Raw genomic sequence first — 14,236 nt, 5'->3', positions numbered from 1 at the left:
CCTGCAAGCGGTGTGGCGGAGACGGACGGGAATCGAACCCGCCTGGCCCGGGTCCCGGACCACTCCGGTTTTGAAGACCGGGAGGGGCACCAGCCGCCTGAACGCCTCCACCGGACATTCGATCACACCGCGGGCGGGGCCGCCCGATCAGATGGAAGATCCATGCCGCTTCGCCGCGCTTCGACCCGTTCGCGTTGCGGCACCACCGTGTACCGGGGGTCACGGGCCGAGGCGACACCACCGTAGAAGATCCCGAACCGGGTCAGCACCGACGCGGCCAGCAGCGCGGTCCCGGAGAGCGCCCCGACCACCCGGCTGCGCCGGCCCAGCAGCGCGCCGGCCACCCCACCGGCGGTCAGCAACCGCCCGGCGCGCAGCAACCGACCCGGCCGACCCAACCGGTAGGGCTCGCTGAGCAGACCGAGACGGGTCTCCACCCGGTGCGCGCCGTACAGCTCCAGGGCCGCGCCGGCCACCGCCATCCGGCGGGCCGGCCCGGCCTGGGCCGGCGGCGCGGCGAGCAGACCCACGCCGGCGCCGCTGGCCAACGCGCTGCCCGCGAAGATCACCGGCAGCTCGGGGTACGCCTCATGCCACGACGGCACCGCCGTGTCGGCCAGCAACACCCCGGTGTACGTGGCCAGCGCGGGCGCGGTGCCGGCGGCGAGCAGCCCGGCGGTATGCCCGACCGGCGGCAACACCCGGCCGGCCAGCCCGAGCAGACCGTGCCGGGGCAGCACACCGGCCGCCTCGGCGATCGCGGCGACGCCCGCCGCCGGCCCGTACGCGGTGAGGATCCAGGTGCCCATCGACATCGGCGAGGTCGGCTTGGCCACCCGCAGCATGTGGTGGAACCGCGCCGGCCGGCCCAGGTCCTTGACCAGGAAGACGGCGCTGGCGCTGACGGCGGCCAACGCGGTGACCCGGCCGGCGCGCCGCAACGCGGGCCGCCCGGTGAGCTGCCCTCCCGCGGCGAGCAACGACGAGCCGGCGGCCAACCCGCCGGTGAACAGGTACGCGGCGATGTCCCACTTCCAGACCGGCGGCTTCAGAACGGGCCGACCGTAGTAGGAGGTGAACTCGGCCTCCGGCACCCGCAGTTCCTCGCCGCCACCGCCACGTCGCCCGCGCCGCCGGCCGGCGGTGCGGTTGCCGTCGGCGGTGTTCCTGTCGTTCGGGTGGTCGGCACCGGCCGCAAGCTCCGCGCCCCGCACTGCGTCGGGTCGCTCGTCGCTCCCCGGTGGTCGGTCGCCGCCCGTTGCGGCGAGCCGCTCCCGGAAGCGGCGGAACCGGTCGCCGACCGGGCCCGGTGGCGTCATGAGGAACCTCCGACGAACGCGGCGACGGTCGCCGCCGCCATGGCGAGCGCGGCGAGGCCGGCGCGTTTCCACATGGCCGGTAGGTCGCGGGTGGTCACCACCGGGTCCGGTGGCAGCCCGTACACCTCAGGCTCATCGAGGAGCAGGAAGAACGCACCGTCCCCACCCACACCGTCGTTCGGGTCGTGCCCGTACAACCGCGCCTCGGGCACCCCACGCTCGTGCAGCGTCGCCACCCGCGCGGCAGCCCGCTCCCGCAACTCGTCCAGTTCCCCGTACTGGATCGACTCGGTCGGACACGCCTGCGCACACGCCGGCATCATCCCCACACCCAACCGGTCGTAGCACAACGTGCACTTCCACGCCCGACCATCACCCTTACGCTGGTCGATCACCCCGTACGGACACGCCGAAATGCAGTAACCACACCCGTTGCAGATGTCCTCCTGCACCACCACCGTCCCGAACTCCGTCCGGAACAACGAACCCGTCGGACACACATCCAGACACGCCGCATGCGTGCAGTGCTTACAGACATCCGACATCATCAACCACCGGAAATCCGTACGACCCTCCACACCCGTGCCCCGCCCCGGCGGCTGCGCCCCCGGCATCCCCAAAAACTCCGGACCCCCCGACATCCGCGCCGCCGCCCCCGGGGAACCGGTGGGCAGGCCCGGATCCGTGCCGGTGTCGGTCTCGGTACGCGCGCCGACCGCCGCCGTCGCCGGGCTGACCGGGTTGTCGTCGAACGCCTGGGTCGCCGCACCAGGCCGGCGGGGTTGCTCGATGAACGCGACATGACGCCACGAGTTCGCCGTCAGCGCGCCGGTGTTGTCGTACGACATGCCCAGCAGATCCAGGCCACTCTCCGGCACACCGTTCCACTCCTTGCAGGCCACCTCACACGCCTTACAACCGATACAGACGCTGGTATCGGTGAAGAACCCCATCCGCGGCGGCGCGTCCTCATAGCCCGCGTCCGGTGCGGGGTCCAGCGGCCCGTACAGGCTGTTCGGGTCAGGAAGCACCGTGCTCCTTCCCCTCATCGTCGGTGGTCACGGCCGGGGCGTGCTGACCCGGGTTGATCCCGGCGCGCCGCTGGTAGTCGGCCACCAGGTCGAGCAACGCCGGCCCGGTGGGACGCCGGCCCGGCCGCACGTCGCAGGTGCCCACCTTGCTCTCCTGAATCAGCACGTTCGGATCCAGGCTGATCCCGAACAGGTCGTTGGCCGAGTCGCCGGTCACCAGGCCCTCGAAACCGAAGTGGTACGGCAACCAGACCTGGTGGATGACCCGGTCGTCCACCCGCAGCGGCCTGAGCCGATCCGTGACCAGCACCTTCGCCTCGATCACCGCCCGACCGCTGACCAGGTGCGCCCAGCCCAGATGCGCCAACCCGACCTCGCCGGCCAACTCCGGGGACACCTCGACGAACATCTCCGGTTGGAGCTCGGCCAACGGTGACACGGTCCGGCTCATCGCGCCGGCGGTGTGGTGCTCGGTGAGCCGGCTGACCGTGAACACGTACGGGAACACCTGACCGTGCTCCTGCGGCGGGCTCGGGTTCACCGAGTTCACCGGGTGCGCGTACATCTTGCGGGTCGGGTTCGCCTGCTGACCGTAGAGCGGGTTACGCACCGGCGACTCCACCGGCTCGTAGTGGGTGGGCAGCGGTCCGTCCAGCACACCACTGGGCGCGTACAGCCAGCCCTTGCCGTCGCCCTGCATGACGAACGGGTCGTCGCCGGCGATGCCCTCGGTCCCGGACGCACCGGGGGGCGGCCGGTACGACGGTGGCTTGGTCTTCTCGAAGTCCGGCACGTCGTAACCGGTCCACTCGCCCTTGTCCGCGTCCCACCACACGTAGCGTTTGCGCTCACTCCACGGGTTGCCGTCCGGGTCGGCCGACGCCCGGTTGTAGAGGATCCGCCGGTTCGCCGGCCACGCCCAGCCCCACTCGGCGGCCACCCAGTCCTGCTCGTGTCGGGACTTGCGGCGGGCGGCCTGGTTGACGCCGTCCGCGTACACGCCGGTGTAGATCCAGCAGCCGATCGCGGTCGAGCCGTCCGCACGGGCCTCGGCGAAACCGGACAGCGGGCGGCCGGTGGCCACGTCGTACCCGTTGATCTCGCGCAGCACCGCCTCGGCGCTCGGCTCCGCGTGCGGACCGTGCGTGGGGTAGTCCCAGGTCAGGTCGAGCAGCGCCCGGTCGCGCGGCAGCGGCGACCCGGCCAGCTTCTCCCGCAGCTTGCGGCCCAGGTGGTAGAAGAACCACAGCTCGGAGCGGGCGTCGCCCGGCGGCTCCACGGCCTTCTCCCGCCACTGCAACAACCGCTGCGTCTGCGTGAACGTGCCCTCCTTCTCCACATGCGACGCCGCGGGCAGGAAGAACACCTCGGTGCGGCACTCCTCGGGCACGATCTCCCCGGTGGCCACCTCGGGGCCGTTCTGCCAGAACGTGGCGCTCTCGATCATGAAGAGGTCCCGGACCACCAACCAGTCGAGGTTGGCCATGCCGAGGCGCTGCGCCCGGCCGTGCGCCGACCCGACGGCCGGGTTCTGCCCGAGCAGGAAGTACCCCTTGATCTTCCCGTCGATCATGTTCAGCACCTGCTGGTACGTGCCGTGATCACCGGTCAGCCGCGGCAGATAGCCGTAACAGAAGTCGTTCTCCGGCGTCGCCGCGTCCCCCCAGTACGCCTTGAGCAGGCTCGCGGCGAACGACCGCGCGTTGCCCCAGAACCCCTTCTGCCCCGGGTGGCGGATGCTGTCCACCCAATTGTCGAAGCTCGGGTGCTCGGCGTGGTGCGGCATCGGCAGGTAACCGGGCAACAGGTTGAACAGTGTCGGGATGTCGGTCGAACCCTGGATGCTGGCGTGGCCACGAAGCGCCATCACCCCGCCACCGGGGCGGCCCATGTTGCCCAGCAACAGTTGGATGATCGCGCCGGTGCGGATGTACTGCACACCCACGCTGTGCTGCGTCCACCCCACCGAGTAGACGAGCATGCCGGTCCGGTCCCGGCCGGAGTTCTGCGTCCACGCCCGCGCCAACTCCAGGAACTGCGCCTGGGAAATGCCGCAGACCCGCTCCACCATCTCCGGCGTGTAGCGGGAGAAGTGTCGCTTGAGGATCTGGTAGACGCAGCGCGGATGCTGCAACGTCTCGTCGCGTCGCGTCTGCCCACCCACCTGCGCGCCGTGCGACTCGTGCGTCAACCCCGCGGCGCTGTCCCGCTCCTGGGCGGTGTGCCCACTGCCCGACGAGTCCTCGTGTCCCTCGTACTGCCAACTGTCCTGCACGTACGCGCCGGTCTCCGGGTCGAAACCAGAGAAGAAACCGTCGCCGTCCTCGGTGTCGGTGAACTCCTCGCTGACGATCGTCGCCGCGTTGGTGTACGCCAGCACGTACTCCCGGAAGTCCAACTCGTTGTCCAGGATGTAACGCACCACCCCACCGAGCAACGCGATGTCCGTGCCCGCCCGGATCGGCAGGTACGCGTCCGCTACCGCGCTCGTCCGGGTGAACCGTGGGTCGACGTGGAAGACCTTCGCCCCCCGACGCTTGGCCTCCATCACCCACTGGAAACCCACCGGGTGCGCCTCAGCCATGTTCGAACCCTGAATGACGATCACGTCAGCGTTGGCGATGTCCTGCTGGAAGTCCGTCGCACCGCCACGACCGAAGCTGGTCCCCAGACCGGGGACGGTGGCGGAGTGTCAAATACGGGCCTGGTTCTCGATCTGAAGCGCCCCCATCGCGGTGAACAACTTCTTGATCAGGTAGTTCTCCTCGTTGTCGAGCGTCGCCCCGCCCAGACTGGAGATACCCAGCGTCCGGTTGAGCGGCCGGCCCTGCGTGTCGACGTCCTCCCAGGTCTGCTCCCGGGCGGCGAGGATCCGATCAGCGATCATTTCGAGCGCCGTGTCGAGGTCCAGGTCTTCCCACTCCGTGCTGTACGGGCGGCGGTAGCGCACGGTGGTCTGCCGCAACGGGCTGGTCACCAGGCTCTTGCTCGCCGAACCCTTCGGGCAGAGCCGACCCCGCGAGATCGGACTGTCCGGATCACCCTCGATCTGACTGACCTGCCCGTCCTTGACGAACACCCGCTGACCACAACCCACCGCACAGTACGGGCACACCGACCGCGCCACACTGTCAGCGGTATCGGTACGAGCAGTCAGCGCGCGGGACCCATCCGACTTCGCAGCGGCGCCCCGACCCAGCGGGTCCGTGCCGGTGAGCTGCCGGTACACCGGCCAACCCTCGATAAAGGTCCGCAGGCCCAACCCCGACACCCCCCTCCCACGCGAGCGACCCCCTGAACATAGGTCACCTGAGACAGGTTCGCGAACCGGGAGAACAGACAGTGCCGCCCCCGGCCGGTGAGCCGGGGGCGGCACTGGTGTCGGTGTGCAGGTCGCCTCTCGGCGAGTGGCACGACGCGGCTCCAGCCGAACGGTATTCCGCGAAGGCGATATTAGGTGAGGCCCGGGGACACTGAGTCACACCGACACTGTCCACAACCAGCCCGACCCCTACCTTGTTCCCACACCCGCCGCGTCCATGCACGCACCACCCGACCGTCCCGCGACCCCGTCCGACGCCGCCGCCGATCACCCCGCCGCACCAGCGGCCAGCCGATCATGCGGACAGCGGCCTCCTACGGCCAGCGGCCAGCGACCAGCGGCCAGCGGCCAGCGGCCAGCGGCCAGCGGCCAGCGGATCGTGCGGCCAGCGGAGCACGCCGCGAGATCTTGGACAGTTTCCGTCTTCAGTGCTAACGGAAACTGTCCAAGATCTGGAAATGAACGCCGCTTTGATGACGCCATCCGCCTCCGCCGAGGATCCCTTCAGCGCGGCATCTCCCGTTGCGGCCCGCTGCGGCGGTCGATGGTCGGCGTCCCCGCGTCCCCGCGTCCCCGCGTCCCGGCGGGCCGGCAGGCCGGCGGGCCGGCGGGCCGGCAGGCCGGCGTCCCCGCGTCCCGGCAGGCCGGCGTCCCCGCGTCCCGGCAGGCCGGCGTCCCCGCGTCCCGGCGTCCCGGCGGGCCGGCGTCCCCGCGTCCCGGCGTCCCGGCGGGCCGGCGTCCCCGCGTCCCGGCGTCCCGGCGGGCCGGCGTCCCCGCGTCCCGGCGGGCCGGCGTCCCCGCGTCCCGGCGGTCGATGGCAACGCGAAGGCCGCTGGCCGGCACCCCGGGTTGCGGGTGCCGGCCAGCGGTCGGTGTTCTTGGGTCTTACCGTGCGGTGCTGATGGTGGTGCGGTGGTGCGGTGGTGCTGGTGGTCAGCTGTTCCAGTGCTGGGCGACGAGGTCGGTGGCCTGCTGCTCCCACTGGGCGTAGGCGTCCGGGTAGGCCGAGACCTGCACGGTCTGCGCGGCGTCGGTCAGGGGCATGTCCTGCCACCCGTCGACCTGCTTGAGGCCCTTGAGGAACGCGGTGGTGGAGTACTCGGGGTCGGTGATCTGCTCCGGGGTACCCCAACCCGAGCTCGGGCGCTGCTGGAACAGGCCCAGCGAGTCATGGTCGTTCATATCGCCGAGGTGGCCGAGGTTCTCCAGCTTGGACTCCTGCAGGCTCGTCGCGATGGAGATGACCGCGGCGCGCTCGGGCAGGCCGGCCTTCTTCGTGGCGGCGATGATCGCCTTGACGTTGGCGGTCTGCTCGTTGTTCAGGGTGATCCGGGACTGGTCGCCCTGCGGCTTCGCCGCCTGCACGGCCACGGCGGTGGGCTTGGCGTCCACGGCCGGGTTGGCGTGGGCGGCGATCGGGCCGGCGAACACACCACCGGCGAACGCGAGACCAGCAACGGACAGCATGCTCTTACGGATGATCGTGTTCATGGGGGTAGCTCCTTCGGGGGTAGGAACACCCGCACCGCCAAGGGGGGAACGGCGGCAAGGGGTGTGAGCACCTCGTCCGGCGCTGCACTTGCAGGGGAAAGTTTGGGGGGTGACGCCTAGGGCGTCGGTCGGCGACTTCACGGGCGGGGGCTCGTGGCGCCGGGGTCCAGGTGTAACGACCGGGGGGCCGGGGTCATTCCCCGGTGGCCCAGTCCGTCGGCACTCACCCGGAGGCGGTGCCTGCGGTCGTTTCGTGGGGATCACAACGACCCGGGGCCCGGGGTCATTCCGGGCTGGCCCAACCTGTCGACACCCTCATCGCGGCGGTGCCTGCGGTCAGTCGTGGGGATCACAACGACCGAGCGACGGCGGGCATTCCAACCTGCCGGACCTCGAATCCCGCACCCGTGAAGACCGGACGGCGGGAGGTGCTGCTGCGATCGTCAGGGTGTGCAACGACCTCGGCCCGGCCACGATTCCCGCCTGCGGGTGCGCCCGGCCACCACCCACAAACACCCCACGACCCGACACACCATCCACACAACCACGAACCCGCGGCACCGAACCGGGCCCGCACACGCGTGATCCACTCGGGTTTCAGGAAGTCGGGGCATCCCGGACGGCCGGACACCCCGACTTCCTGAAACCCGAGTCGATCATGGCGGTACGACCCACGCGCCGGCCAGCCATGGCCCGGCGTGCATGCCAGCGGGCCGGCCACGGCCCGGCGCAAAGCGCTGGCCACCCGGTCCCGTGCGGGTGGCGTTCGGTGCGGGGTGGGTCAGGTGTCCAGGTAGCGCAGGATGGCGAGGATCCGCCGGCTGTAGCCGGTTGTGTGGGCCAGGTCGAGCTTGTCGAAGATGGCGTTGACGTGCTTCTCGACCGCGCTCTGCGACACGTGCAGCCGTTGGGCGATGGCGAGGTTCGTGTGCCCCTGGGCCATCTCGTGCAGCACATCCCGTTCCCGCGGGGTGAGCCGACCGAGCGGTTCGGGCCGCTCCGAGCCGGCCACCACCTGACGGACCACCTCCGGGTCGAGGGCGGTGCCGCCGGCGGCGACCCGGTCGAGTGCGTCGAGGAAGTCGTCCACCTGGGCGACCCGGTCCTTGAGCAGGTAGCCGACCCCCTCGGGGCGATCCGCGAGAAGCCGCCCGGCGTACCGACGCTCCACGTACTGGGAGAGCACGAGGACGCCGGTGTCGGGCCACCGGCGACGGATCTCCAGTGCTGCCCGCAGCCCGTCATCGGTGTGGGTGGGTGGCATCCGGACATCGGTGACGACCACGTCGGGACGGGACCGTTCGACCGCCTCGACCAGGTGGGCGGCGGTCCCGACCGCCGCGAGCACCTCGTGGTCCTCGTCGGCGAGCAGCCGGGTCAGACCCTCGCGGAGCAGCGTCGAGTCTTCGGCGAGGACTAGTCGCACGGCAACTCCGTCAGCACTGTTGTCGGACCGCCGGCCGGGCTGGTAACCGTCAGCCGGCCGTCCAACGCGGCGACCCGCCGCACCAGCCCGGACAGTCCGCGCCCGGTCGGGTCGGCGCCGCCGACGCCGTCGTCGTGCACGCGCATCCGGATCCACCCATCCTGTACGCCGATCTCGACGGTGACCAGGTTAGCGGCGGCGTGTTTAGCGGCGTTGGTGAGCGCCTCGCAGGCCACGAAGTACAGCACCGTCTCGGTCTGCCGCCGCGGGCGGACGGGTAGCTCGTACCGGATCCGCACCGGCACCTCTGAGCCGCGGGTGACGATGGTCAGCACCTCGCCCAGGTCGCCGCCGTCGAGCGCCGACGGGTAGACCCGCCACGCCACCTGGCGCAACTCCTCGATGGCGCGCTGTACGTCCTCGTGCGCCTGTAGGAGCAGTGCGTGTGTGCGGTCGGTGTCGCGGGTACGCCGGGCGCGGCCGAGCAGCATGCCGAGGGCGACCAGCCGCTGTTGGAGGCCGTCGTGCAGGTCGCGTTCGATGCGCTGCCGTTCGGCGTCGACGGCGGCGATGACCCCGGCCCGGCTGGTGGTCAGCTCGTGGACCCGCCGGGTCAGCTCCGCTCGGCTTCCCGGGCCGAGCAGTCGGTGGGCCAGCCGGACATCCAGTGCGGCGATGCTGGCGACGGCCTGACCGTTGAGCAGTAGCAGCACCGCCCCGACGGCGATCTGGGACACGGCGTCGAGGACTGTCAACTCTGCGCGCACCGCCGCCCTCAGCACGATGGCGGCGAGCACCACGCCGACGCCGAGCACGGCGTACGCCAGCAGGCCGAGTGTGCCGGGTAGCAGTCGGGCGGCCAGGTAGCCGACCTGGCGACGGGTCGCCACGGCGTTCGGCGCGGGCAGATCCGCCGTGGCGAGCAGCCCGACGAGGCGGCGATGTTCCATCCGCACCAGCCACCCCGCGTACCTGCTGGTCAGGCCGGTGACCCGACGGCCGGCGGCCGGCGCGAACGCGGACCCGGTGAACGCGACGGCCGCGACGACGAGGAAGACGAACTCGACGGCGGCCGTCGCGGTTCCGGCGGCGACGCCGATCGGCAGTCGAAGCCACCACCTGCCGGTTCGCTGTTGCGCCGCCAACTCATCCGCCTTTCGTGCCGAGCCGGTTCCGCACGGTCCGCGTCACCTGCCGCGCCCGCGTGCTGCCCGGGTGGCGCATCAGGGCAGCAGAGCGAAGGCAAGGAGCAGAGCCCACCAGTTGCGCTGACTAGCGCTCGTCGGAGGCCCACGATCCGCTGCGGTAGAGGGTGCCGCGACCACCCGGGTCGGGCACCCCGTTCAGTGCGCTCTGCTCGGGTTCGGTCGGCTCGGGGTTGCGGGCGGCGCGGCGGGCGCGCAGCACGCGGGACCCGACGAACCAGGCCGCCGCCGCCACGCAGACCACGATCACCACTTTCTGGAGCGTGCCGACGTAACCCTCGACGAGGTGCCAGTTGTCGCCGAGCAGGTAGCCGGCGAGCACGAAGGTGGTGTTCCAGATCAGGCTGCCCAGCGTGGTGTAGAGCAGGAATGTGCTCACCGGCATCCGCTCCACGCCGGCCGGGATGGAGATCAGGCTCCGGAAGATCGGGATCATCCGGCCGAAGAAGACGGCCTTCACACCGTGCCGCAGGAACCACGCCTCGGTCCGGTCCACGTCGCTGAGCTTCACCAGGGGAAGCCGGGCCACGATGGCGCGCATGCGGTCGCGTCCCAGCGCCGCGCCGATCAGGTAGAGCGCGAGCGCGCCCAGCACCGAGCCCAGCGTGGTCCAGAAAATCGCACCGAAGAGACTCATCCGGCCCTGCGCGGCGACGAACCCGGCCAGCGGCAGGATCACCTCACTGGGGATCGGCGGGAAGAGGTTCTCCAACGCCACCGCCAGGCCGGCACCCGGCCCGCCGAGTCGTTCCACCAGGTCAGTGACGTAGCCAACGATCCCGTCCTGCGGTGGTTCCGCTGCGGCGGCGGGGGTTCCGGTGGCGAACACGGCGTGGGACGTTCGAATCATGCGCCCACGTTACGAAGTCATCCTGAGAACCGACCATGAGGCCGACCGCCCGGCTGTGCGGGGCGACCACACCGGTGGGGGTGTGGAAAGCCGCACCCCGTTACGGCTCGCGGTGGTGCAGCCGCTGTGCGTACCCCTGGATGTCGCGGCGAACGCGCGGGCGCACGCCGCCGCGGTCCGCGCGGCGGGTGCCCGGTTGGTGATCTTTCCGGAGCTGTCCCTGACCGGGTACGAGTTGGACGCGCCGGTCGTGTCGGTCGACGACCCGCTGTTGACGCCACTGGTCGAGGCGTGCGCCGAGACGAACGCGCTGGCCCTGGTCGGTGCGCCGGTCGCGGGCGAGCACATCGCGATGCTGGCGGTGACCGGCGGCGGTGCGACGGTGGTGTACCGGAAGATGTGGCTGGGGGACGCGGAAGCCCGCCGGTTCCGGCCCGGCGGTGCCCCGGCCGTGCTCGATGTGGACGGTTGGCGGGTGGGGTTGGCGATCTGCAAGGACACCGGCGTGGTCGCGCACGCGGCGCGGACCGCGGCGCTCGGGATCGACGTGTACGCGGCGGGCGTCCTGGAGTCGGCGCGCGACGCCACCGTGGTGGACCGGCGGGCGCACCGCGTCGCCACCACGCACCGGGCCTGGGTGGCGGTGGCGAGTTTCGCCGGGTCGACCGGTGGTGGCTACACCGAGGCGGCGGGGCGCTCGGGTGTCTGGACGCCGGACGGGGAGGTGTACGCCCGCGCGGGCGCCGACCCGGGCGAGGCGGTCGGCGTCAGCATCGGTTGACCGCGACGTCGTAGGCAGCCGGCAGGATCAGGTCATGGAAACATTTCCTCCTCGGCTCTCAGTGGTGACGCTGGGAGCACGCGACGTCGCCGCGCTGCGGTCCTTCTACCGGTCGTTGGGGTGGCCCGAGCTGCCGGCCAGTGACGACGGCTGGTCGGCGTTCCTGCTCGGTGGCGTGCTGTTGGCGCTCTACCCGTTGCCGGAGTTGGCCGCCGAGGCGGCGCCGGGCGTACCCGCGCCGGCCGGTGGCTGGTCGGGGGTCACCCTGGCCTGCAACGTCGACAACCGCGAGCAGGTCGACGTGGCGTTCGCCGCGGCCGTCGCGGCGGGCGCCATGGTGGTGGCGGAGCCGACCGACCGGTCGTGGGGTGGGCGGTCCGGCTACATCGCCGACCCGGAGGGTAACCGTTGGGAGATCGCCTGGGCGGGCACGGCCCGCTTCGACGAGCGCGGCGCTCTGATCTCCTTCGGATGAGCAATGGTGTTTGCGCGGCGGCGATGACCTTGGAATGCTTCGGGAATGACCTCCTTTCCTCCGACCTTCGCCGATGATGTCGTCGGCCAGTCGGCTCAGGCGCAGTTCGAGGCGTTCATCGACGAGCATCGTACGGCGCTCAACGGCTACCTGGACGGGCTGACCGAAGAGCAGGCGCGCCGGTCATTGGTGCCGTCGCGGACCACGCTGCTGGGTCTGGTGAAGCACGCCGCGTTCGTGGAGAAGGTCTGGTTCGACGAGGCCGTCACGTGCCGGTCCCGCGCCGAGATCGGCATCCCTCCGACGCCGGACGACTCGTTCATCCTCGACGACGGCGACACGATCGCCACTATCCAGCGGGCACACCGAGAGGCGTGCGAAGCCTCCCGCCGCGCCACGTCCACCCTGGGCCTCGACGACCTGCTCCGCGGCAACCGGCGAGGCCCGCTGCCGCTGCGCTGGGTCTACCTGCACGTGCTGCGCGAGCTTGCCCAGCACTGCGGGCACGCCGAGATCCTGCGTGAGCAGATCCTGGCCGCCGAATAGCACCGCCTAATGCCCGAGTTGGTCGCGCCCACCGTTCGCCTGCATGCCGCCTGGTTGGAGGCGCACGACGAGTGGGGTCCTGGCCTCCACGAGGACGGTTTCGGTCTCCAGTCGACCGACGAGGTGCGCTCGTCCGACGGGTTCGCGGCCTGGGTGACCCGGCTGGCCGACCGGTCCGATCCGGAAGATCCGCAGGACGCTGGTCGGGTGCGGTGCACGTACCGGTGGATCGTCGAGGACGACCGGGTGCTCGGCGGGATCGCGCTTCGCCACCGGCCGGACGACCACCTGTTGCGGGTCGCCGGCCACATCGGCTACGGCATCCGGCCGTCCGCGCGTCGGCGTGGGCTGGCGACGTGGGCACTGGGCCGGATGCTCGGTACGGCCCGGACCCTCGGGCTGGGCCGGGTGCTGCTGGTCTGCGCGGCGGACAACGTCGCGTCGGCGGCGACGATCGAGCGCCTCGGCGGTGTCCTGGAAGGCGTTCGAGACACCGAACTCGGCCCGGCACGCCGGTACTGGATCACGCTCTAGCCCAGCCGCCGGTGTCGGCGAAGCGCCGCAGCGTCCAGCGGGCTGGCGGCCAACCGCCGGGGTCGTGGTCGGTGGTCCATTCGGTGATCGAGGCCGGGGGCACGTCCAGGTCGAACGCCCGGAAGACCGGCTGCGCGCCGAGCGCGTGGAAAGCGCCCTCGACGGTCTCGCTGTGGCCGACCAGAACCACCGTGGAGCCCCGGTGCCGGTGGGCGATCTCCATGATCGCGCGGCTGACGCGGACCACCAGTTCGGCCCAGCTCTCGTTGCCCTCCTCGAACGGACGGAACACGCCGCCGCCCGCCACCGCGTGGTCGGTGCGGAAGAGGGCGGTCGGCAGGCCGTCGGCGTACGGGGGTGTGTGCCAGGTGCAGAGACCACAGTCGGCCACGGGCCGGACGCCGAACGCCGCACCGATCGGTTGCGCGGTCTCGACGGCCCTGCGCAGCACCGACGAGTAGACCGCCACCGGCCCGTCGGCGGCGACCTCTCCGGTGAGCCGGTTGGCCAGGTGGTGTGCCTGCTCGTGGCCGAGGGCGGTGAGGCCCCGACAACCACGCGGCCCACCGACGATTCCTTCGAGCTGGTGGACCGACTCGCCGTGTCGCACGAAGATCAGACGTGTCCGCATCGGGACATCATGCCAGCGGTATCGACGGAGGTATCAGTCGTCCGTACGGCCGAAGGAGGAGCCGCCGGCCTGGGTGAGCAGAGCGTCCAGCTTCGCGCCCGTCTGCGCTGGTAGGCGGTCTCGTCGTACCAACTCGGCGATGCGGTCGCGCAGGTCGTCGACGCGCTTGGCGCGGTCCCTGGTACGGCGGTTGAGGTCGGCCAGGTCGTCGCGCAGGTCTTCGGCGGTCTTCCGGTCGACGTCGCCGCGGGCGACGGCGGTGGCGAGGACGGCGGCGAACTCGCTGGTCACCTCCCGGAAGCTGACCGGTATCTGCTGCCCGCCCGTCGGTGGCGCGGTGCTGGCGGAGGGCACGGGTGGCGTGGACGGTGCGGCCGGCGTCGGCGACTGCGTCGTGGGCGCGTAGGCCGGCGCGGAGGTCGAGGGCGCCTCGGCGATCTCGGCCGGGTCGGGTGCGCCGGGGTTGTCGAACGGATTCTGCGCGAACAGGGCGCCGACGCCGATCAGCACGGCCAGCACGGCCGCGACGAGCGCGGCGACGGGCCGACGCTGTCGACGTCGGGCCGGCGCGGCGGGAGCCGGGACGGGCCGCGCCAGAACCGACCGGTCGATCAGGGTGGGCGGG

Annotated in this window: 12 protein-coding genes, 1 tRNA gene and 1 pseudogene; 4 read left to right on the top strand and 10 right to left on the bottom strand. The window is 71.4% G+C overall.

All coding sequences use genetic code 11. The features are described from left to right. Nucleotides 1-13: 13 nt before the first annotated feature. From QCZ28_RS05890 to QCZ28_RS05855, 8 genes are all read right to left on the bottom strand, one after another. A tRNA-Sec gene (locus tag QCZ28_RS05890) sits at nucleotides 14-109 on the bottom strand. Between the two features lie 13 nt (nucleotides 110-122). Further along, complete coding sequence (nrfD, locus tag QCZ28_RS05885) at nucleotides 123-1,319, bottom strand: NrfD/PsrC family molybdoenzyme membrane anchor subunit (protein WP_279515588.1); 1,197 nt, start codon at nucleotides 1,317-1,319, stop codon at nucleotides 123-125. After that, nucleotides 1,316-2,368 carry a 4Fe-4S dicluster domain-containing protein gene (locus QCZ28_RS05880; RefSeq protein WP_279515587.1) on the bottom strand — a complete coding sequence of 351 codons (1,053 nt, stop codon included), beginning with the start codon at nucleotides 2,366-2,368 and terminating at the stop codon, nucleotides 1,316-1,318. Before QCZ28_RS05880 ends, nrfD begins: the two co-directional genes overlap by 4 nt. Beyond that, nucleotides 2,340-5,612 carry a formate dehydrogenase gene (gene fdh / locus QCZ28_RS05875; protein ID WP_279515845.1) on the bottom strand — a complete coding sequence of 1,091 codons (3,273 nt, stop codon included), beginning with the start codon at nucleotides 5,610-5,612 and terminating at the stop codon, nucleotides 2,340-2,342. The genes QCZ28_RS05880 and fdh overlap by 29 nt, the downstream gene beginning before the upstream one ends. A gap of 993 nt (nucleotides 5,613-6,605) precedes the next feature. Then, nucleotides 6,606-7,163, bottom strand: coding sequence for a hypothetical protein (locus QCZ28_RS05870; protein WP_279515586.1), 558 nt, complete (start codon nucleotides 7,161-7,163; stop codon nucleotides 6,606-6,608). Nucleotides 7,164-7,944: 781 nt separating this feature from the next. Continuing rightward, the gene (locus tag QCZ28_RS05865) at nucleotides 7,945-8,589 is read right to left on the bottom strand and encodes a response regulator transcription factor (RefSeq protein WP_030336424.1); all 645 of its coding nucleotides are present in this window, start codon (nucleotides 8,587-8,589) and stop codon (nucleotides 7,945-7,947) included. After that, complete coding sequence (locus QCZ28_RS05860) at nucleotides 8,580-9,734, bottom strand: histidine kinase (RefSeq protein WP_279515585.1); 1,155 nt, start codon at nucleotides 9,732-9,734, stop codon at nucleotides 8,580-8,582. Before QCZ28_RS05860 ends, QCZ28_RS05865 begins: the two co-directional genes overlap by 10 nt. Before the next feature lie 127 nt (nucleotides 9,735-9,861). Then, nucleotides 9,862-10,644, bottom strand: a complete 783-nt coding sequence (locus QCZ28_RS05855) for a DedA family protein (protein WP_030336420.1) — start codon at nucleotides 10,642-10,644, stop codon at nucleotides 9,862-9,864. Between the two features lie 82 nt (nucleotides 10,645-10,726). On the opposite strand from QCZ28_RS05855, the gene QCZ28_RS05850 reads away from it, so the two are divergent. The 4 genes from QCZ28_RS05850 to QCZ28_RS05835 are packed head-to-tail and all read left to right on the top strand — an operon-like array spanning nucleotide 10,727 to nucleotide 12,980. Continuing rightward, nucleotides 10,727-11,425, top strand: coding sequence for a carbon-nitrogen hydrolase family protein (locus QCZ28_RS05850; protein ID WP_279515584.1), 699 nt, complete (start codon nucleotides 10,727-10,729; stop codon nucleotides 11,423-11,425). 34 nt (nucleotides 11,426-11,459) lie between these two features. Continuing rightward, nucleotides 11,460-11,900 (top strand): VOC family protein, encoded by a 441-nt coding sequence (locus QCZ28_RS05845; RefSeq protein WP_279515583.1) that lies wholly within the window; start codon nucleotides 11,460-11,462, stop codon nucleotides 11,898-11,900. A 45-nt stretch (nucleotides 11,901-11,945) separates the two neighbouring features. After that, nucleotides 11,946-12,446 (top strand): DinB family protein, encoded by a 501-nt coding sequence (locus QCZ28_RS05840; RefSeq protein WP_279515582.1) that lies wholly within the window; start codon nucleotides 11,946-11,948, stop codon nucleotides 12,444-12,446. A 9-nt stretch (nucleotides 12,447-12,455) separates the two neighbouring features. Next, nucleotides 12,456-12,980, top strand: coding sequence for a GNAT family N-acetyltransferase (locus tag QCZ28_RS05835; protein ID WP_279515581.1), 525 nt, complete (start codon nucleotides 12,456-12,458; stop codon nucleotides 12,978-12,980). Here QCZ28_RS05835 and QCZ28_RS05830 read toward each other — a convergent pair. Further along, complete coding sequence (locus tag QCZ28_RS05830; RefSeq protein ID WP_279515580.1) at nucleotides 12,970-13,611, bottom strand: histidine phosphatase family protein; 642 nt, start codon at nucleotides 13,609-13,611, stop codon at nucleotides 12,970-12,972. The genes QCZ28_RS05835 and QCZ28_RS05830 overlap by 11 nt on opposite strands. Before the next feature lie 33 nt (nucleotides 13,612-13,644). Beyond that, nucleotides 13,645-14,236, bottom strand: a pseudogene (locus QCZ28_RS05825) (serine/threonine protein kinase); the annotation flags it as partial.

This window comes from Micromonospora sp. DH14 (assembly GCF_029809455.1).
GTDB classification, from domain to species: Bacteria; Actinomycetota; Actinomycetes; order Mycobacteriales; family Micromonosporaceae; genus Micromonospora; species Micromonospora parva.
This window is presented reverse-complemented; position numbering and strand designations above follow the sequence as displayed.